This is a genomic window from Arthrobacter sp. MMS24-S77, from assembly GCF_054888235.1.
The window spans coordinates 1,042,372-1,061,195 of sequence record NZ_JBTZRN010000001.1; the positions used below are offsets into that span (position 1 = coordinate 1,042,372).

The following is an 18,824-nucleotide window of genomic DNA, read 5'->3' on the forward strand; positions in this document are numbered from 1 at the left end:
GTCGGCGTTCACCAAGACGAACACCTCCATGATCACCGAGCCGCCCGGAGAGGGCCAGAGTCCAGGTGCGCCAGACGCATACTTTCCCGGTCCACGGCGCGCTAGCGGCGCTCATCCGCTGACTCGCAGTTAATGCCGTTATCAGCCCTCATAACGACAACAAATGCGAGCCAGTTGGGATTGCGCTTTGCAATGACCCTTTACATGATGACGCCTGGGGTCAAGGATGGTTGCAATATTCCGATTGAAAATGCCATTCAGGAGTCATAAAGATGCAATCTGGTCATACCGCTGTCCGCCCGGAACTTTCGGGCCATCCGGAGGTGGAATGTGGCACGGGGGCATGGGACAAGCTGCTCTATGGAAACCACCGCTTCGTCGTGCGGGTGGACGCGGAGGGCGCTCAAGCTGACGCGGAGGCAGTGCAAGCCGACGGGACCCGCTCCACCACCGGGGTTATAGCGAGTCGGGTGATCCTGCCGTGGCGGCGCCAGGACGCCGACCCAGCGAGCGTGGAGATCATCGTGGTCTCTGCGGAGAGCGGCCGCCGAGTCCGCAATGTTGTGGTGGAGCGTGCTGAGCGGGAGTCCGGCCAGCTCGTCTTCGAACCAGTGGACGGCCCCGGCGACTACTGGTTCTACTACCTTCCCTACGCGATGCTTGGAAAGCCCCACTACCCCCAGGCCCAGTACCTCCCGCGAAGGCCGTCCGCGGATCCGCTGTGGGCTGCCGCCGTCGAGCAGTCCGCCTGGCACCTGCAACCAACGCGCCTGCCAGCACTGCACATCCCCAGCGCGCGGGTGATCAGCTACGAGGCCGCCAGCGCCCGGGATTCGTTCGCTCCCATGAACTTCACGGCCACCGCGGACGAGGTGGCCGCACTGCGCGAACAACACTGCACGGAACCTTTCCTGCTCTTCCCGGAGAACCGGCTCACACCCATCTCGATGCGGGACGCCCTCCCGGCGCACTGGGCCATCGATGGTCCACGCAAGGAATTCAACGACGTCGCGCAACCCGGCGAGGACTACATTGTGCGGCTGGGCCTCTACGCCATGCAGGACCTCACGGGTGTCACGGTGGAAATGCAGCCACCCACGGCCGGACATTGCCTTAACACCGCTGGAACGGACCGCTTGGGGAAGCCCCTGTCCCGGACGTTGACCGTTCCGCGCGGCAGGGTGCAGGCCCTGTACACCGTCTTGTCCGTCCCGATCGACGCCGCCGGAACCGCCCTCACAGCGAATATTGCCGTGGCCGCGGATGGCGCTGCAGCCAGCACCGTGACGGTCACATTGGACGTACTGTCGCTCGACGACGCCGATCCGGACATTCCCGACGGCGGTTTCGGCGAACCCGAGTACCTTCGCCGCCTTGCCTGGTTGGATTCGACGGCGGCCCAGGATCGCGAACTCGTCGCCCCGTTCACGCAGGTGCTTCTCGACGAACGGGGCCGCACGCTGAGCATCCTGGGTCGCCACGTACGGCTTGCGGAATCCGGACTCCCGGCCCAGCTGACCTCGACTTTCACTCCCTCGGTAACCGCCTGTGATGGCCCCGCCGTCGAGCTGTTCGCCGCGCCTTTGCACTTCGGCGTCACCCTTGCCGACCCCGCAGGCGGGAAAGCGCCGTTGCGATGGAGCTACTCGCCCCTGGAATTCACGGCGGACGGCCCGGCCCAAGTGTCGTGGCGCTGCCGGTGGACGGGCCGCACCGGTGAGCCGGGCAGCGCCGGCGGGCCGGCCGACGTCGGGCTCTCAGCAGAGCTGCGGGGCACCTTGGAGGCCAACGGCGCGTGCACCTTTTCGCTGCACCTCACCGCCGGGCAACCGCTGGAGATTGACGACGCCGGCTTGCGGCTCGACTTCCACGAGGCCACTGTTCCGCTCGCCATGGGACTCGGCGTTCCGGGCGGCCGGCGACCCGAAACCCTTGGCTGGACATGGGACGTGGCCAAGCGCAACCAGGACTCCCTCTGGCTGGGCAGCGTGAACGCAGGCGTGCAACTTGCCCTGCGCGACGGCAACTATGAACGGCCGCTCAACACGAACTTCTACCGGGAAAAGCCGTTGGTGGAACCGGCGTCGTGGGCCAACCGGCACAACGGCACGGTGCAAGACGGTTCGGTGCAAGACGGTTCGGTGCGGGGAGGCGTGGCACTGCGGACTGCAGGCGAAACGGTCACGGTGTCGGCCTTCAGCGGCAACCGTACCCTGGCCACGGGGGAGGCATTGGACTTCGATTTCCGGCTCTTGCTCACCCCGTTCAAGCCCATCAACCCTGCCAAGCATCTGGCCAACCGCTTCTTCCATGCCCCTGCCGAGCCGGAGGCCATTGCTGCGTCGGGCGCCACCCTGGTCAATGTCCACCACGCCACGACGCCGGCCCCATACATCAACGATCCCCTTCTCACGGCGGGGAAACTGGCGGCCTATGTCGAGGAAGCCCACCGGAGCGGCCTCAGGGCCAAGGTCTACAACACCGTCCGGGAGCTGACCTTCCATAGCCCGGAGCTGCTGCCCTTGCTCTCGCTGGGGCACGAGGTGTTCAGTGACGGACCGGGCCTCGGCCATATCTGGCTGCAGGAACATGTTGGCAACGGCTACGTGTCAGCGTGGTTCGCCTCCGATGTGGATGACATCGCGGTGGTCACCAGCGGGGAATCGCGTTGGGAGAACTTCTACGTGAGGAGCCTTGAGGAGCTGGCCAGGCGTACGGGCTTGGATGGCATCTACCTCGATGACATCGCGTATGACCGCCACACCATGCTCCGCGTCCGCAAGGTTCTCGAGCGCAACTGCGGGACTACCGACGGGCCGGACATTGACCTGCATTCGGCCAACCAGTTCACTGCGCAGGACGGGTTGGTCTCCTCGGCGAATCTGTACATGGAGCACATGCCCTATGTGGACAGGCTGTGGTTCGGGGAGTACTTCGACTACGAAAATACCTCGCCCGAATATTGGCTCGTTGAGCTTTCCGGGATTCCCTTCGGCCTCATGGGGGAGATGCTGGAGGGTGGCGGCAATCCCTGGCGCGGAATGGTGTTCGGCATGACGGGCAGGGCTCCCGCCGTCGACAACAGGCCGTTGTGGCAATTCTGGGCAAACAACGGCCTGGAAGAAGCCACCATGATCGGACACTGGGCAAGCGACGCCCCGATCCGGAGCAGCAATCCGGAGGTTCTGGCGACAACCTGGCTGACGCCGGATGGCGCGGCTGTGGTGGCGCTCGCGTCGTGGGCGGCTGAGCCGGTGGACGTGACATTGGTGTTCGACGGCGGAGCGACCCCAGCGCTGTCGGCGGAAGGGGCTGCGGGCCTCGCCTCGAGCCCGGTGACCGTGCACTCCATCGAAGGATTTCAAACGGCTGCGAGTTACGGGCCTGGCCAGCCCATCACCCTTGAGCCGAAGCGCGGGCTTCTGTTGACGATTGGAAAACACTGATGTTCGAACATACCGAGAAGACTGGCACGGCAAGCACCCTGGACTTCTCCACCGTCACCCTGAATATGGCGGAGTTGGGTCCCAATAGCCCCCTGCCGGTGGTCATGGCTGAGTTGGACCAGCCGTACCGAATCGGCGACGGCGTCCCGGAGGAACTGCAGGCCGCGGCACGCTACGGCCAGGTGCCCAACATGTTCCCGTACCTGATGCAGGACGGCTACTCCCGTGAGCGGACCGCCCACGACGTGCCCGCCGTCGTGCTCGAAAACAGCAAGCTGCGAGCCGTGGTCCTCCCCACCCTGGGCGGGCGGCTGTGGGAGCTCTTCGACAAGGCTTCGGGCAAGCAGCTCCTCCACACCCACGGGACGCTGCAGTTCGCCAACATCGCCCTGCGCAAAGCCTGGTTCGCCGGCGGTATCGAATGGAACATTGGCACCCGCGGGCACTCGCCCACCACCTGCGATCCTTTGCACGCGGCCATCGTCAAAACGCCCGAGGGCCACGACGTGCTGCGGATGTGGGAGTTCGAACGCCTCCGCGAAGTGGTTTTCCAAGTGGACATGTGGCTTCCGGAGGACTCGGACGTCCTGCTCACGGCGGTCCGGATCCGCAACCCCCATGACCACGACGTCCCCATGTACTGGTGGAGCAATGCCGCCGTTCCGGAGACATCGGAAACACGTGTGATTGCGCCCGCCTCCGAGGCTTTCGGCAGCGACTACACCACGGACATCGCCCGCGTCCGGCCTACGGAGCACCAGGGCACGGATGCCACGTGGCTCGTGAACAGCCCGCACGCTGCGGATTTCTTCTTCGACATCCAGCCAGGACACCGGCATTGGATCGCCGCAGTGGACCGCGACGGCGACGGCCTCGCCATGCTGTCCACCAGCCTCCTGCGGGGGAAGAAGCTGTTCGTTTGGGGCCAGGGCGACGGCGGGAAGCGCTGGCAGGAATGGCTCAGCCCCGGGGCCGAGCCCTACGCGGAGATCCAGGCAGGGTTGGCGCAGACCCAGTTCGAGCACCTGGTCATGCCTGCCCGTGCCGAATGGAGCTGGGTGGAGGCCTACGGCAACGCCAAACTGGATCCCGGAACCTCCCATGGCCAGGATTGGGACGAGGCCGTGGCCCATGCCAGCGTCCGGCTCGAAGACCTTGTCCCGGACGCGGAGCTGGAAGACGCGCTCGCCGAAGCCACACGGAACTATGCGCTGCCTCCGGACGTGATGCTGGTGCGCGGCAGCGCCTGGGGTGCTTTGGAGAGCGCCCGACGGCGACGCTCAGGGCGCGTTTGGCTGGACGAAAGCGGCACACCCTTCGCCGACGATACGACGCCTGACACCATCGAGGAAACAGGCCCCTGGCACAGCCTGCTGGAAGGCGGGAGTTTCACGGGCGCCGATAGTTTCGTGGCTGGAGCCGATTGGGAAGAACTCCTGGCAAAGGACGGGGGAGCGGAAGCACAGTTCCACCTGGCCACCATGAAGCACGCCCGCCAGGACCTCGTTGGTGCGATTGCCGGGTACGCCGACGCGTTGGCGGCACATACCCTCTCGCCCCGTTCCACGGTCCTCGCCCGCCGTGGCCGCGCCGTTGCCTTGCTCGCCACCAACAATATTGGCGAAGGCTTGGCTGAACTGGCTGCAGCGAGCCGCCTCGAGCCCTCCAATGTCCCACTGCTCAGCGAAGCCATGACGCTGAGCATCCGGCACGGAAATCCCGCCCAGGCACTCGCCTTGGCGAGCGAGGCACCTGCCGGAATGTCCGACGTCGGGCGCATTCGGTTCCTGACGGCCCTCGCCCTTGCGGGCGTCGGCAGGGGCGAGGAAACAGCAGCAATACTGCGGGACGGCGTCGAGATACCGGACATCCGCGAAGGAGAAGACGGGATCTCCGCCCTATGGCAGGAAGTGTGCCCTGGAGAGCCTGTGCCTGCCAACTACCGCTTCGGAATGCATTGATTTGGGGAATGCTCGGGCGCGGGACGCATGCGGCAGAAAGCAAGAGGCGGGACGCATGTGGCAGAACACATGAGGTGGGGCGCATGAGGCGGGTACGCCGACTTTCCTGATGCCGTCACCCTGCCAAACCATGTAAGTTGGCAGGGTGACTCCCTCCACCAAAACCCCGCTGACCCGTGCCCCCGGTATCTCCAAGGAGATCGAAGATGCGGCGTGGTTCGTGCTGGGCCCGGGGCTGCAAGGCAAGGCTTCGGCGCTCGACTCCGGCACCCGCACCTGGACCGTGGACGCCGCCGCCGAGCTCCTGGAACGGCTGGAGCACGGCGTCGGGGACTCGAAAGCGCCCATGATGACCAATCTGCGTCACAACTTGGAAGGGGCATCCCGCGAGGCTAAGTTGCTCGCCGTCGAGCTGCTCTTCCTGCAGTCCCTGCCCCTGGCCCATGAAGTCAAATCGCTGAAGGTGAAGCGTGCCCGCGTTGCCGAGGCCGCGTCCTGGCTCGATCCCGAGCTCGAACTGCCCAAGGAGCTGTACCAAGGCATGACCGATCACGGCGTTATCCGTGACCGGACCGCAGAGTTCAACTGGACCATCTGGGACCACCTCACTTGGCTGTGCCGCTTCGTGGCGCACGTCGATGGCCAGTCCAACGCGAGCATCACCAAAGCCCTCAAGGACCCGCTGAAATTCCACGAGCTCGCCGCAGCAACACCCGAGGACCAGCCAGCCATACGGCGCAGCATCGAATACTTGGCATGGCCCAGCTACTTCGAGCCCGTGGTCGCAGACGTTGAGCGGCGCGAAATCCGGGACGCTTTCGCTTCGCTCGTGGGCGGCGCCCACGGCGAAACCGAAAACGACATCACTGCGGACGTCCACCGGATCCGGCTGCACCTGGACGAACAGGCCGGCCAGCGTATCGATTGGTACGATCGGCAGCTCGTCAGCCAGTGGCGCAAAGTGGGGGATCCCGGCCGTCGTGCCTGGCTGCTGCGGACGCACCAAGACTCCGCCGAGCTCCTTGCCGCCTGGCAGGACGAGGAAAAGGCAACCCTCGACGTCGAACACCTCCGCGAACTCAGCCCCGGCGTCACAGCAGGCGTGGTCCAGCATGCGGTGGATGAAGACTACAAGCACCTCGGCTACGTAGAGCGGGAAGACACCAAGACCGCCGTCTTCGCGTTCCTGACCGTGATGAAACCGGGCGACCTCGCCCTGTTCCAGAGCTCCGGAGCCGGCAGGATCGGCGTGGTCCTGGGCGAACCAGAACACAACGGAGACAACCGCCGGCTCCGTCGCAAAGTGCGCTGGTTCGACGAGACCCATCCCATCGCGGAGGCTCCACGGCATGTCCAACGCCAGCTCTCCACCCCGGGGATTGTCGTGGACGTTACCAAGGTCATCCAGTCGCTGCAGTCGCTCCTGCCCGCGGAAGCCGAATCCGACGGTGAGGACACCGCCGCTCCGGACGCCGTCGTCGAGCCCGTCCAGGAAGGGTTCCGCCCGCTCACGGAAGAGTTCGCCGCCTCCTTGCACATGGAGCTTGAGCCGCTCAAGGAGATCGCCGAGCTGCTGGAAGAGAACCGCCAACTGGTGCTCTACGGCCCTCCGGGCACAGGCAAGACGTACCTCGCCAAGCACTTGGCTGCCGAGCTCGCCGGGGACAGCACCGATGAGCGAGTCAAGCTGGTGCAGTTCCACCCGTCCTACGCGTACGAGGACTTCTTCGAGGGCTACCGGCCGGATAAGACCGACGACGGCCAGGTTTCGTTCAAACTCGTGGCCGGACCGCTGCGTCGCCTGGCGGAAGAAGCCGCGAAACCCGGGAACTCCAACAAGCCGTACTTCCTCATCATCGACGAGATGAACCGGGCAAACCTGGCCAAGGTGTTCGGTGAGCTGTACTTCCTGCTGGAATACCGGGACGACCGCATCTATCTCCAGTACAGCCCCAACGAGCCGTTCAGCCTGCCGGACAATCTCTACATCATCGGCACCATGAACACGGCAGACCGCTCCATCGCCATGATGGACGCCGCCATCCGCCGTCGGTTCGCGTTCGTTGAATTGCACCCGAAGGTGGAACCGATCCGCGGCTCGCTGAGGCGGTTCCTCTCGGCCCGCGGCCTGGACACCCTCAACGCGGACCTGCTTGACGCCTTGAACGACTCTATTGACGATTGGGACCGGGACCTGATGATCGGCCCGTCGTACTTCATGAAGAACGCGGCCCAGAACCCGGCCGGGCTGCGCCGGATCTGGAAGTACGAGCTCATGCCTCTCTTGGAGGAGCACTACCACGGTCAGCTGAACCGGGCCCAGCTGGAAGAGCGTTTCGGTCTGGACCAGTTGTTGGGTCGACTTGCGGCCCGCTAAGGCCGCTCCACCCCGGCCCGCCCGCGCACCGGGTATCGGACGGCCTGCCGCCCGCGCTTCCGCGAAGGTCCCGGCTATCCGGCACATCGTCATGGACGAACTCTCCGGCGGCATTGTGGACAAGCTTGATCCGGACGCCGCCGCGCTGCTCAATTCCAGCGGGCTCGCGAAGGCCTCGCCCATGGGGATGGGCCTCTACAGGATCGAGCCCGTGGGCAAGGTCGGCTCCGTGCGCACCCCGACCGTCCAGTTCGAGATACGGCCCAAGGACCGCCTGGGCTTGAGCCGGCTGCTGTTCCTGCTCAGCTACGCCGGAGACCAGGGATTCCGCGAGGATTCCGTGGCCGCCGTCGAGCACAAGGACCTGTGGAGCGCGCTGGCGGAATCCCTCGCCCAGCTGGCGGAACGCGCCCTCAGTCGCGGTCCGCTGCAGGGTTACCTGACCGTGGATGAGTCCCTCCGGACGGTCAAGGGCCGCATCCGGATCTCGGACCAGATCTCTCGTCGCCCCGGGATGCTGGTTCCGCTGGAAGTCTCCTACGACGAATTCACCGAGGACATTGCCGAAAACCGTATTCTCCGTGCCGCCCTTGAGCGAATGGGCAAGGTGCCCGGCGTGCGGCAGAACGTCTTGAGCCGCTTGCGGCAGCTTAAGGGAAAGCTCGACGCCGTCACGCGTCTGCAGTCCGGAGCTCCCCTCCCGCGGTGGCAGGCCAATCGGATGAATCTCCGGTACCACCCCGTGCTCCGTTTGGCCGAGCTCATCCTGCGGAACGCGTCTGCGGAAGCGGGCGAGGGAAAGCAGCAGACCGCCTCGTTCGTGGTGGACATGTCCCGTGTGTTTGAGGAATTCGTGGGCGTGGCACTGCGCCAGGCCATGCGAGCACATCCGGGTGAAATGCGGCTTCAATACGGTGCCACACTCAACGAGGCCGTGCGGGATTCGGACCGGCTCACAGTGCGCCCGGACGCCGTACATTTCCTGGGTGGCAGGCCCGTGGTGGCGTATGGCACCAAATACAAGGCCGCCACGGATTCCGGGGCATCGCTGAACGCGGACCACTACCAAATGCTGGCTTACTGCACGGCCCTGCAGGTACCCACGGCGTGGCTGGTTTACGCGGGGAAGGGCGAGATGAAGCTGCGGCGGATCCTCAACACGGACATCGACATTGTGGAGTATCCGCTTGACTTGTCACGGCCGCCGGCGGAGATTCTTGCCGCGGTCACGGACCTGGCCCAGCAGTCGTGGGGAGAAGTGGTCCGGCAGGCGCGTGGGTGAGGCTATGGTTGTTCCGTCCGGGCGGCAGGCGGACTAGCCTGAGAGAGCAGTCATTTGCAGATGGAGGCATCATGCGCGGCAAGAAGAAGAAATCCTGGAAGGACATGACCCCCGGGCAGCGCGCCGGTGTGCTCGTGGTGGGTGCGGGACAATTGGCGCTGCTGGTGGCGGCCCAACGAAGCATCGCCAAGACACCCGCGGCTCAAATCCGGGGCAGCAAAGCAGTGTGGCGGGCCGCATGTTTCATCAACTTCTTTGGGCCGCTGAGCTACTTCCTGTTCGGCCGCCGTCGAGGAACTGCGTGAGCTGACTCTCCAAAGCCGAACTGTCCCGCAGTTCGCATTCCCACACGGTGAGAACCTCCCAACCTGAGGCTCTCAGCAGTTCCCGTTGTGCGGCGTCGCGCTCCCGGGTGCGGTTTCGCTTGGCTTCCCAGAAGTCCGCGTTGGCCGTTGGCGCGTGCTGGCCCGCCTTGCAATCGTGGAAGTGCCAGAAGCATCCGTTGACGAAGATCACCTTGTGCCGGCCCGCAAACACGAGATCCGGGCTGCCGGGCAACTTCCCGCCCGCGGCCCGGCCATGGAGCCGGTACCGGTACCCCTTGGCATGCAGGAGCCGACGGACCAGGAGCTCGGGCTTGGTGTTCTTGCCCCGGATCTTGGACATGTTCAGGCTGCGTTGCTCAGGCGTCAGCAGATCACGGCTCTCGCCCATATCCTCAGTCTACGCAGGGCCTCTCCAGCGACGCTCGCTCACCTATGTGCCCAAAATCCCCGACCCTCGCTCACGTCTACGGCCAAAAACGGGAACGCTCGCTCACATGATGTGAGCGGGGATCGGTGGGAAAGGCTTCGGATGTGAGCGGGGATCGGTGGGAAAGGCTTCGGATGTGAGCGGGGATCGGTGGGAAAGGCTTCGGATGTGAGCGGGGATCGGTGGGAATCGCGTTGGATGTGAGCGGGCGTTGGTAGGGCTCAGGCTGGAACGCGGAACGTGAACGTTGTCCCTTCGCCGGGAACGCTCTGCAGGCCGATGGTCCCGCCGTGGGCATCGACGATTGCCTTGCAGATGGAAAGTCCCAAACCGACGCCTTGAATGGCCGTATTACGTACGTTTCCTGCCCTGAAGTACCGGGTGAAGGCATCTGCCTGGTCCTGCTTGCCCATGCCCATGCCGGTGTCTTTGACGCAGCACACTACTCCGTTTTCCTCCTGCATCAGCGTGACGTGCACGTCGCCGCCGTCGGGGGAGTATTTGATGGCGTTGGAGATGAGGTTGTCCAGGACCTGGGAAATACGGTTGGCATCGACATGTGCCTCCAATCGTTCGGGGGCGTCGACGTGAAGCCGCACTCCGCCGTCGTTGGCTTTTGGCTCGGCTGAGGCGACACTCGTCCTGACCAGCTCGGAGAGGTCCACCGCGTGTGGTTGAACGATCATGTGCCCCGAGCGGACAGCCAGCAGGTCCGAGACCAGGGAGAGGAGCCGTTCCGCGTTCCGCTGCACAATCTCGAGTTGCTGCACCGCCCACATGGGCAAGTCCTCGGCCTCCTCCAAGACAAGTTCCACGTAACCCGTGATGGACGTCAGCGGGGTGCGGAACTCGTGGGAAACGTTCGATACGAAATCGTCCTTCGCGGCAAGCGCGTTCATCAGAGCCGTGACATCGCTGAACACGATCACTGAACCCGAGTAACTGCCGTCATCGTCCTTCATGGAGCGTGCACTGGTGGTGAAGGCGCGCTGTTCGCTGCCTGCTCCGACCCAGACGAGGTAGTCAGTGAACTCTTGCCCCATCGCGGCGCGGTGTATCGGCCTGCGATCTGCCGCCGTGGGCGTGGTGCGGTCCGCGTCGAAAACCAAAAGTTGCGATTCGCCGTGGCCGCCTGCGCCTCCAGGTGTAGCAAGCACGTGGTTTTTTCGCTGTTTTCGGTTCATCATGATTTCGCGGCCGTCAGCATCTATGGCAACGACGCCAAGATGGACGGTTTCCAGAACTGTGTTGAGCAGTCGTTCCTTGTGCTGACTATCCGCCAGGGCCCGGAGGAGCGCGGCGTCCCTTTCCTCGAGGCTCTTTTGCTGCAAGACCATGCTCTGGGTCATGACGCTGATCGACACGCCGATGCCGAGCATCATGATGGGCAGCAGCAAACCGCGCATCAGATCCTGAGGCGTGTACGTTCCGTGGAGGAATTGCGGCACCCAGATCATGGCGAGCGGTCCCAGGAAAGAAATAACCAGGGCAGAGCGCCGGAACAACCCCGAGGCGCAGAGCCAAATGACGGGAAAGACAGTCAGCAGGCTGATTCCGATGGGGCTGTCCTGGCCTCCTTCGCGTCCCAAACTGATGGAGACCATGTCCAGGAGCGGGATGGCGAGGAAGGTGGGGAAAGGGAGTCTGTCCCACGGGACGGCGCAGCAGAGGACCCAGGCTGCAGCTTGGGTCGCCAGGAAGACGACGAAGAATGGATTGCCCAGGGTGGCGGGAAAATGCAGGGCGACAAGGACCGCCGTGAGGCAAACCGTCACGGTGAGGGGCAACTGGCTGAGCGCTACTCGATCGGTGAGCGAATACTCATGGAAGGCGTGCTGAAAGAACATAACCCGGCCGCTCTTGGCGTCCCATTCAAACGGACGTTTCATGCCGCCAAAAATCGTATCTGCTCGAGGTCACGTCGCATGCCTGAAGGATACCGGTCGCCCGATATACTTCCATCCGAAGCAGGGCTGAGAGGGCTGGGATGACTGTACTGCGGGTTGGACTTGTCATAGAAGACAACCACGACATCCGAGAACTGGTCCGTGTTGTCCTGGGCCAAGCCGGCTTCGAGGTTCATGTGGCAGCGAGCGGGAGAGCCGGTATCCGGGCAGCGCGTGATGTGCAGCCGGATGTGATCACCTTGGACCTGGGCTTGCCTGATATTGACGGTTTCGAAGTGGTACGCCAGGTCCGGGAATTTTCCGACGCTTATATCGTCATGCTGACAGCCAAGGCCGACGAGCTGGACACCCTCTTGGGCTTGGAATCAGGGGCTGACGACTACTTGACCAAGCCTTTCCGGCCCCGCGAGCTTCGCGCCAGGGTGGCCGCCATGATGCGCCGGCCGCGCTCCGGAGCTTTCGCCGCAGCGGCAAACTCAGGAAATATCCCGCCTTCCGATCGGACTTTCCGGCACAACGGTCTCGAATTCAGTTATGCGACGCGGACCATTTCCATCGACGGCCACGATGTCAGGCTGACTCCCACGGAGTTCGACCTCCTGTACTCATTCCTTGAGGCGGACCGCACGGTCTTGAGCAAAGCGGCCCTTGTGCGTCGCCTCCGGAACGAACCCTACGACGTCGGGAATTACACGAGCGAAGCCGACGAACGGTCCGTAGAGGTGCATATCGGAAATCTTCGCCGCAAGCTCGGCGACGACGCACAGAATCCGCGCTGGCTCCAAACGGTGCGCGGGGTGGGCTATCGCCTGGCCCCGGCAAAATCGTAAAGTTTTTCACACAGCGAGCAACTGATAGCATTCGCCGGTGGGTCGAGGAATCTTTCAGCGAATGGTCGGCATTGTTATCGCAGTAACCGTTAGCGGTGCGGCGGCCCTCTTGTGGTTGGCCGTTGCCTCAACGGGAAATTCAGCGGTCGGGTCGCGGGCCGAGGGCATCGTTATCGGTGTGTGGAGGGTTCTCTACGATTCGGTGGCGCCGGAACCGCGAGTGATTCTCGTGGCTATCGCATTCGCGCTTCTGCTATCGGCCGGCGTGGCTTTGTTGGAGCGGCGCATTGCCAACAGGTCGCGTCGCTCGGCGAATCCGCAGACACCACTGGCTCCAAAGATTGTCATGGCGGAAACCCGCGGTGTGTATGCCGGCCCGGTATCGGTGACGGTCTTGATCCCCGCGCACAACGAAGAAGTTTCGCTGCCATCCACTATTGCTTCCCTTTTGTCCCAATCGCATCGCCCGGAACGTGTGATCGTGGTTGCCGATAACTGCACGGACGCAACTGTCGCCCTTGCACGTGAGGCCGGAGTTGAGGTCTTTGAATCCGTGAACAACACGAAGAAGAAGGCCGGTGCCCTCAACCAAACGCTGACGTGGCTGCTGCCCGGCCAGGGCGATAACGACGTCGTCATGGTGATGGACGCCGACACCAGGCTCGACGATGGATTCCTGGAGGCCGCGGTTTCGCGGCTGAGCAATGACAGGGCATTGATGGCTGTCGGCGGTCTTTTCTATGGGGAAGAGGGACATGGAATTGTCGGCCAGTTCCAGCGCAACGAATACATCCGGTACTCACGGGAAATCGGACGACGGCGTGGCCGCGTATTTGTGCTGACCGGTACGGCTTCGATCTTCCGCCCCCGTGCTTTGCGCACTGTTGCGCAGAGCCGCGGTGAGTCGATCCCCGGAATTCACGGCGACGTTTATGACACCGCGTCGCTAACCGAGGACAATGAGCTGACGATTGCCCTGAAGTCGCTCGGTGGCCTCATGATTTCTCCCATGCAATGCACCGTGGTCACCGAATTGATGCCGAATTTCCGTACCCTGTGGGCGCAGCGGCTCCGTTGGCAGCGGGGGGCCTTGGAAAACCTCGGCGCGTACGGTGCCACACCGCAGACACTTCGCTACTGGGCGCAGCAATTCGGCATTGGCTATGGGGTCATTGCCCTCAGTGCCTACCTTCTGCTGATCCTCTTGATGGTTTTGTCGCTGGATACCTGGGTTTGGTTCCCGTTCTGGCTGGGACTTGGCGTCGTTTTCTCGATCGAGCGAGTTGTCACGGTATGGAAGGGTGGCTGGCGGGCACGCCTTTTGGCTGTCACGCTCTTTCCGGAGTTGTTTTTCGACATGTTCCTCAACGTGGTTTATGTAAAGGGAATCATCGACATCTCCCTAGGCCGGCAAGCAAAATGGAAACACCTCAACCATTCACAGGCCAGTGAATTCTCGAAGGCGGCATAACCGTGGCTATTTCCGCGTCCCTGCCCGCTGGAATCCTGTTTCCCGAGGAAATCCTGCATTCCGAGTGGTTTGCCATTTTGGCGGCCTTTGTCGCGATCAATACCTTGATGTATGGCGCGTTGGCCATCGCAAAAATCCTGCCGAAGGTGCACCCTGGCGACTGGATTCGCACCCGGAACCAGCGATCGGAGACCCGGAGCATCCACCCGGATGCTCCGGCTGTGAACGAAGCCACCGACTTCGTCAGAACTCGACGCTGACCGTCCGCGGCGCCTGGAAGGACAACAAGCGGAGCCATTCGGGTTCCGGGTCCGCCAGGCGAACGCCCTGTAGCGCTGCCGCGGTTTCCTGCACGACGACGGCGGCCTCCAGTTCCGCGAGCTTCGCACCAAGGCAGCGGTGGATCCCTGAGCCGAAGGCCAGACCGTAGGCCGTTGGACCGAGTCCGTGGGCAGTCGAAGCCTGGCCTGGCGACCCGTGGTTCCCCGTGAGCTCCAGCAGGATTTCGGCACCCGCGGGGATGCGTTCGCCGTCGAGCACGGAGTCCTGTGCGGCAATCCGGCGCCAGGTGGGGACTGAAGACTCGGTGGCCAGGACGTGCCGGATGAGGTCGCGTGATGTGGAGCCGGAGGCGGCGTCATCCCAGGCAAAGCCCGCGGACCCCTCCGCAAGCCGAAACAACGCAGTGCTGATGAGCTGGGTGGTGGTTTCCTGCCCCGCGATGAGTAGGAAGTAGCCGAGGGAACAGATTTCGGGGGTGCTGAGGCCGTGTTCTGCCAATGACCTGAATAGATTGCGCCCGGGCGAGGCCACGGCCTCGAGGACGAGCTCCCGCAGCCAGCCGTAGAACTCGGCCGCGCTGTGAGCCAGTTCCAGTTGCCGCTCGGCTTCCGGCCAGCCCCAGAAAAGCTCCAGGGAGTCCAGGCTCCACGCTTTCAACTCCGGGAGGTCGCGCACGGGGAGCCCGAGAAGGTCCAACATCACGATTGCCGGTGGGAGCGCTGCCACGGCCTGAACCAGATCCACCCGCCCAACTGTTTCCAGCAGCCCAACCGCGGCGGCGGCAGCGTCCTGTGCGATCTCGCGAATCCGCGGCTCCACGGCGCCCACCGTTGCCGGGGTGAAGAACCCGGCCACCACCTTGCGGATCCCTGGGTGTGAAGCTGTATCGTTGCTGGCCAGCACCGGCGGTAGTGCAAAGCGGGCACGCTGGAGCACACGCAAGGATTGTCCGGACAAAGGCGTCACGGCGATGAGGGCATTCGCCGGGCTGAAGTCCTCCGGTCGGTGCAGGACTTCCCGCACCACGGACGGCTCGCGCAGCACCAGATAGGGGCACGTCTGGGTGCTTGCGCTGGCAGGGGCGTTCATGACCAGGCCCCGTTCAAGCAGTCCAAACCGCTCAACCAATGCGTGCTTGCTTCCCGGAAAGTCACCGGCGGAAGGTCCGCGGCACGCTCAGGCAATACCCCGAGGAGCGGTCGCAACGCGCCGAGAGTTGCCCGGTTGCCGTGTTCCAGGCCCCCCGGTTCATCAGGCCACGTTCCCAGGACCACCCCTTGGATGGTCAGTTCCCTCCGGTCCAATGCTTCGAGAGTCAGTGCCGTGTGGTTGAGGGTTCCCAACGCGGGACGCGCAACCACAACAAAAGTCGCGTCCCGTCCAAGGTGCCCGCCCAGATCCGCCAGCGTGCCGCCGTCGGGGTCTAACTCGACGAGAAGGCCGCCCGAACCCTCCACCAGGACATGGTCATGGGTGCTCGCGAGTTCGCGGACGCGCGCGGCATGTGCCGCGAGCGGTGGCAACGTGGTCCCGTCCAGTGCGGCCGCGGGAACCGGGGCGAGGGGTTCTTGAAGCACGACGCCGGCCTCGGCAGTGAGCGGTCCGGCCAGGCGAATGATCTCATTGCAGTCGGAGTCGCCAGCTGCAGCGCCGCTCTGGCAGGGCTTGTACACGGCCACCGAACGGCCCTCAGCCTGCAGCGCGGACGCGAGTGCCGCCGTCGTGACCGTCTTGCCGACGCCGGTGTCCGTTCCGGTGACGAGCACTATGTGGGGTAGTTTCACTGAGTTTCCTCCAGGATGCGGCGCAACGTTGCGCACGCGTAGTCGATGTCATGGGGCGTCAGGGTGGCGCGGGCCGTCAGCCTGAGCCGCGAGACGCCGTCGGGAACCGACGGCGGGCGGAAGCAGCCGACGCGGACACCCGCCCGGTGTGCCGCCTGGCTTGCCGCAAGCGCGGCAGAGGTTGAGGGCATGGGGATGGATTGCACGGCACCAGCCGCCTGAAACGGCCCGTCCACGGGCCCAACGCCGGCGCCCCACCGTTGAAGCGCCGGCGCCAGCCCGGCGGTGAGGCTTGCGGCGTTCTGGTGGACGGCCGCCGCACGCCAGGGTTCCGTGCGGATGATCCCGACGGCGGCCAGCGCGGCAGCAGCCGAAGAAGGTGCGAGGCCGGTGTCGAAAATGAAGCTGCGGGCCCTGTTGACGAGGTGTTCGCGGAGCAGGGCACTGCCCAGGACTGCACCCCCTTGGCTGCCGAGCGACTTGGAAAGCGTTGCCGTCAATACAACGTTGGGGTGGCCTGAGAGATCGGTTCCAGCCACCGAGCCAAACCCCTGAAACATGACGCGGCCGGCAACGCCTAGGCTGTGGGCCTCGTCCACGAAGAGCATCGCATCGTGCTCTTCGGCCAGTGCCAACAGCTGGGGGAGCGGGGCGGCATCGCCGAAGACACTGTAGATGGATTCGACGGCGATCAGGGCACGGGGTTCGGTGCGGGTGCGCAGCTGGTGTTCGGTTGCGTCGAGATCGTTATGAGGGACCGTTTCCACCCTCGAACGGCTCAACCGGAAACCGTCAATCAGCGAGGCATGGCAATGCTCGTCGGCAACGATGAGGGTTCCGGGGCCGCCGAGCGCCGTGGTGACGCCCAGATTGGCCAAATATCCGGAAGAGAAAACGAGTCCGGATTCCATGCCCGTGAGGTTCGCGAGTTCGGCTTCGAGTTCCAGGTGCAGAGCCGTGGTTCCCGCAACCAGCCGTGAGGACGTGGCGCCGGTTCCCCAGCGGCCGATCGCGCCACGGGCAGCCTCGGCCAGCCTGGGGTCCATGGCGAGGCCCAGGTAGTCGTTGCTCGCCAGGTCCACCTCGGACTCCCCACCGAGGCGTGTCAGCGGAGTCCGGACGAGACCCCGGCGCTCGCGGACCGCAGCCTGTTGTTCCAACCATGCGGTCATTGACCTGCTCATGGGCCGTGCACCTCGGCCACGGCAGCCACCATGCCTTCCGCCATCCGCCGGACCTCTTCCGCGGTGCTGATGTACGGCGGCATCGTGTAAACAAGGTTCCGGAAGGGCCGCACCCACACGCCGTGCCCGACGGCGGCACTCGTCACGGCGGCGACCTCCACTTCCGCGTTTAACTCAATGACGCCCACGGCGCCGATCGTACGGACCTCCTTGACGGCGTCGAGCGCGTTAGCGACTTCGAGGCCGGCGGCCAAGCCCGAGCCGATCCGGGCCACGTCCGCGCGCCACGCGCCGCCGTCGAGAATTCCCAGGCTCGCATTGGCCACGGCACACGCGAGCGGATTGCCCATGAACGTTGGGCCGTGCAGCAAGGCGCCGGCACTGCCAGTCGAAACACGGGCCGCCACTTCGCCCGTGCACAGCGTCGCCGCAACGGTGAGGTATCCGCCGGTGAGGGCCTTCCCTACGCACATGATGTCCGGAACCACGCCTGCATGCTCCGCGGCGAACAGCTCGCCCGTGCGGCCGAAACCAGTGGCGATCTCGTCCAGGATCAGGAGGATCCCGTGCCGATCGGCGATGTCCCGGAGGATGCGCAGGCATTCGGCGGCGTAGATGAACATGCCACCAGCGCCTTGAAGCACGGGCTCCACGATGATCGCGGCCAGTTCATTGGCGTGTTCTTGGGCGAGAGCTTCGGCGTGCGCCTGCCACTCCTCGATCTCCTCCGTCGGCGCGCCCGCGGCGGGTGGCCTCGCGGCGAACACGTTGGCGGGGAGCAGTCCGGGGAAAGCCGAATGCATGCCATCCACGGGGTCGCACACTCCCATGGCCGCGAAGGTATCGCCGTGGTACCCGCCGCGGATGCTCAGGAAACGTTGCCGCTTCGGGAAGCCCGAGGCAGTCTGGAACTGGACCGCCAACTTGAGCGCCACCTCCACAGACACCGACCCCGAATCTGCCAGGAATACCCGCTCCAGCAGTGGCCGATCCGCGGCGGAAGGAGCCATGGCCACGAGCCTTTCAGCCAATTCGACGGCGGGCTCGTGCGTAAGGCCGCCGAACATCACGTGGCTGAATGTGTCTAGTTGGCGCTTCGCCGCGGCGTCCAAGAGAGGGTTGCGGTACCCATGGATGACCGACCACCACGAGGACATGGCGTCGAGCACCTCATGCTTGCCGCCGGCTTCGTCGCGGAGCCGCAGCGTCACGCCGTCGGCGTCCTCGACCTCCCACAGTGGCAGCGTCCCCGACGCCGGAGCGTAAGGATGCCAGAGGCTCGCCCGATCTCGCTGGATGACGTCTCGTTGGATGACCCTCATGACGTGACCCGTCCGTGGCGCGAGCATTCGGCGCTCCAGCCGAGCGGCGTGACCTGGACCTTCATGCGCCGCCGGCACGTGGCGCAATAGCGGGGAGGTTCCATCGCGAGGCGCTGCTGGCAGCCCTGGTGAGCGTCCGACGTCGGGGGCCCGCCTTGCATTTCCGGCTCGCCTTGCGCGGCGGGCTCGCCGCAGTGGCCGCAGTAGCTTGCCGTGTCGGTGTTT

15 protein-coding genes are annotated in these 18,824 nt (G+C 64.5%); 8 read left to right on the forward strand and 7 right to left on the reverse strand.

What is annotated here, in order from left to right:
• The first annotated feature begins 272 nt into the window (after positions 1 to 272).
• The 5 genes from ACX5I4_RS04830 (at position 273) to ACX5I4_RS04850 (ending at position 9,371) form a co-directional block, all read left to right on the forward strand.
• Positions 273 to 3,446, forward strand: a complete 3,174-nt coding sequence (locus ACX5I4_RS04830) for a glycoside hydrolase domain-containing protein (RefSeq protein WP_461835661.1) — start codon at positions 273 to 275, stop codon at positions 3,444 to 3,446.
• Positions 3,446 to 5,407, forward strand: a complete 1,962-nt coding sequence (locus tag ACX5I4_RS04835) for a DUF5107 domain-containing protein (RefSeq protein ID WP_461835662.1) — start codon at positions 3,446 to 3,448, stop codon at positions 5,405 to 5,407. The genes ACX5I4_RS04830 and ACX5I4_RS04835 overlap by 1 nt, the downstream gene beginning before the upstream one ends.
• A 145-nt stretch (positions 5,408 to 5,552) precedes the next feature.
• Positions 5,553 to 7,784 (forward strand): McrB family protein, encoded by a 2,232-nt coding sequence (locus ACX5I4_RS04840; protein ID WP_461835663.1) that lies wholly within the window; start codon positions 5,553 to 5,555, stop codon positions 7,782 to 7,784.
• 91 nt (positions 7,785 to 7,875) lie between these two features.
• Complete coding sequence (locus tag ACX5I4_RS04845) at positions 7,876 to 9,066, forward strand: 5-methylcytosine restriction system specificity protein McrC (protein ID WP_461838649.1); 1,191 nt, start codon at positions 7,876 to 7,878, stop codon at positions 9,064 to 9,066.
• 71 nt (positions 9,067 to 9,137) lie between these two features.
• Positions 9,138 to 9,371 (forward strand): PLDc N-terminal domain-containing protein, encoded by a 234-nt coding sequence (locus ACX5I4_RS04850; RefSeq protein ID WP_461835664.1) that lies wholly within the window; start codon positions 9,138 to 9,140, stop codon positions 9,369 to 9,371.
• Here ACX5I4_RS04850 and ACX5I4_RS04855 read toward each other — a convergent pair.
• Positions 9,313 to 9,780, reverse strand: coding sequence for a very short patch repair endonuclease (locus ACX5I4_RS04855; protein WP_461835665.1), 468 nt, complete (start codon positions 9,778 to 9,780; stop codon positions 9,313 to 9,315). The genes ACX5I4_RS04850 and ACX5I4_RS04855 overlap by 59 nt on opposite strands.
• Before the next feature lie 260 nt (positions 9,781 to 10,040).
• A complete protein-coding gene (locus ACX5I4_RS04860) occupies positions 10,041 to 11,708 on the reverse strand; it encodes a sensor histidine kinase (protein ID WP_461835666.1) in 1,668 nt (555 codons plus the stop codon).
• Between the two features lie 98 nt (positions 11,709 to 11,806).
• Here ACX5I4_RS04860 and ACX5I4_RS04865 point away from each other — a divergent pair, with 98 nt between their 5' ends.
• The 3 genes from ACX5I4_RS04865 (at position 11,807) to ACX5I4_RS04875 (ending at position 14,287) form a co-directional block, all read left to right on the forward strand.
• On the forward strand, positions 11,807 to 12,556 hold the full coding sequence (locus ACX5I4_RS04865) for a response regulator transcription factor (RefSeq protein WP_461835667.1): 750 nt from the start codon (positions 11,807 to 11,809) through the stop codon (positions 12,554 to 12,556).
• Positions 12,557 to 12,617: 61 nt separating this feature from the next.
• Positions 12,618 to 14,027 (forward strand): glycosyltransferase family 2 protein, encoded by a 1,410-nt coding sequence (locus ACX5I4_RS04870; protein WP_461835668.1) that lies wholly within the window; start codon positions 12,618 to 12,620, stop codon positions 14,025 to 14,027.
• A gap of 2 nt (positions 14,028 to 14,029) precedes the next feature.
• Positions 14,030 to 14,287 (forward strand): hypothetical protein, encoded by a 258-nt coding sequence (locus ACX5I4_RS04875; protein WP_461835669.1) that lies wholly within the window; start codon positions 14,030 to 14,032, stop codon positions 14,285 to 14,287.
• Here ACX5I4_RS04875 and ACX5I4_RS04880 read toward each other — a convergent pair.
• From ACX5I4_RS04880 to bsaP, 5 genes are read right to left on the reverse strand one after another with little or no spacing between them, the layout of a single operon-like run.
• Positions 14,271 to 15,437 (reverse strand): cytochrome P450 family protein, encoded by a 1,167-nt coding sequence (locus tag ACX5I4_RS04880; protein WP_461835670.1) that lies wholly within the window; start codon positions 15,435 to 15,437, stop codon positions 14,271 to 14,273. The two genes, ACX5I4_RS04875 and ACX5I4_RS04880, sit on opposite strands and share 17 nt — an antisense overlap.
• Positions 15,395 to 16,093, reverse strand: a complete 699-nt coding sequence (bioD, locus tag ACX5I4_RS04885; protein ID WP_461835671.1) for a dethiobiotin synthase — start codon at positions 16,091 to 16,093, stop codon at positions 15,395 to 15,397. The genes ACX5I4_RS04880 and bioD overlap by 43 nt, the downstream gene beginning before the upstream one ends.
• On the reverse strand, positions 16,090 to 17,265 hold the full coding sequence (locus ACX5I4_RS04890; RefSeq protein WP_461838650.1) for an 8-amino-7-oxononanoate synthase: 1,176 nt from the start codon (positions 17,263 to 17,265) through the stop codon (positions 16,090 to 16,092). The genes bioD and ACX5I4_RS04890 overlap by 4 nt, the downstream gene beginning before the upstream one ends.
• Before the next feature lie 8 nt (positions 17,266 to 17,273).
• Positions 17,274 to 18,599: an adenosylmethionine--8-amino-7-oxononanoate transaminase gene (locus ACX5I4_RS04895; RefSeq protein ID WP_461835672.1), complete on the reverse strand. Its 1,326-nt coding sequence runs from the start codon at positions 18,597 to 18,599 to the stop codon at positions 17,274 to 17,276.
• Positions 18,596 to 18,760 carry a biotin synthase auxiliary protein BsaP gene (gene bsaP / locus ACX5I4_RS04900; protein ID WP_461835673.1) on the reverse strand — a complete coding sequence of 55 codons (165 nt, stop codon included), beginning with the start codon at positions 18,758 to 18,760 and terminating at the stop codon, positions 18,596 to 18,598. The genes ACX5I4_RS04895 and bsaP overlap by 4 nt, the downstream gene beginning before the upstream one ends.
• Positions 18,761 to 18,824 lie beyond the last annotated feature (64 nt).

Excerpts from the sequence above, each read along its gene's own strand:
- bsaP (WP_461835673.1), bottom strand. The coding sequence starts at position 18,760 with ATGCAAGGCGGGCCCCCGACGTCGGACGCTCACCAGGGCTGCCAGCAG.
- ACX5I4_RS04850 (WP_461835664.1), top strand. The coding sequence starts at position 9,138 with ATGCGCGGCAAGAAGAAGAAATCCTGGAAGGACATGACCCCCGGGCAG.
- ACX5I4_RS04895 (WP_461835672.1), bottom strand. The coding sequence starts at position 18,599 with ATGAGGGTCATCCAACGAGACGTCATCCAGCGAGATCGGGCGAGCCTC.
- ACX5I4_RS04835 (WP_461835662.1), top strand. The coding sequence starts at position 3,446 with ATGTTCGAACATACCGAGAAGACTGGCACGGCAAGCACCCTGGACTTC.
- ACX5I4_RS04855 (WP_461835665.1), bottom strand. The coding sequence starts at position 9,780 with ATGGGCGAGAGCCGTGATCTGCTGACGCCTGAGCAACGCAGCCTGAAC.
- ACX5I4_RS04845 (WP_461838649.1), top strand. The coding sequence starts at position 7,876 with ATGGACGAACTCTCCGGCGGCATTGTGGACAAGCTTGATCCGGACGCC.
- ACX5I4_RS04870 (WP_461835668.1), top strand. The coding sequence starts at position 12,618 with ATGGTCGGCATTGTTATCGCAGTAACCGTTAGCGGTGCGGCGGCCCTC.
- ACX5I4_RS04865 (WP_461835667.1), top strand. The coding sequence starts at position 11,807 with ATGACTGTACTGCGGGTTGGACTTGTCATAGAAGACAACCACGACATC.
- ACX5I4_RS04860 (WP_461835666.1), bottom strand. The coding sequence starts at position 11,708 with ATGAAACGTCCGTTTGAATGGGACGCCAAGAGCGGCCGGGTTATGTTC.
- ACX5I4_RS04890 (WP_461838650.1), bottom strand. The coding sequence starts at position 17,265 with ATGACCGCATGGTTGGAACAACAGGCTGCGGTCCGCGAGCGCCGGGGT.
- ACX5I4_RS04830 (WP_461835661.1), top strand. The coding sequence starts at position 273 with ATGCAATCTGGTCATACCGCTGTCCGCCCGGAACTTTCGGGCCATCCG.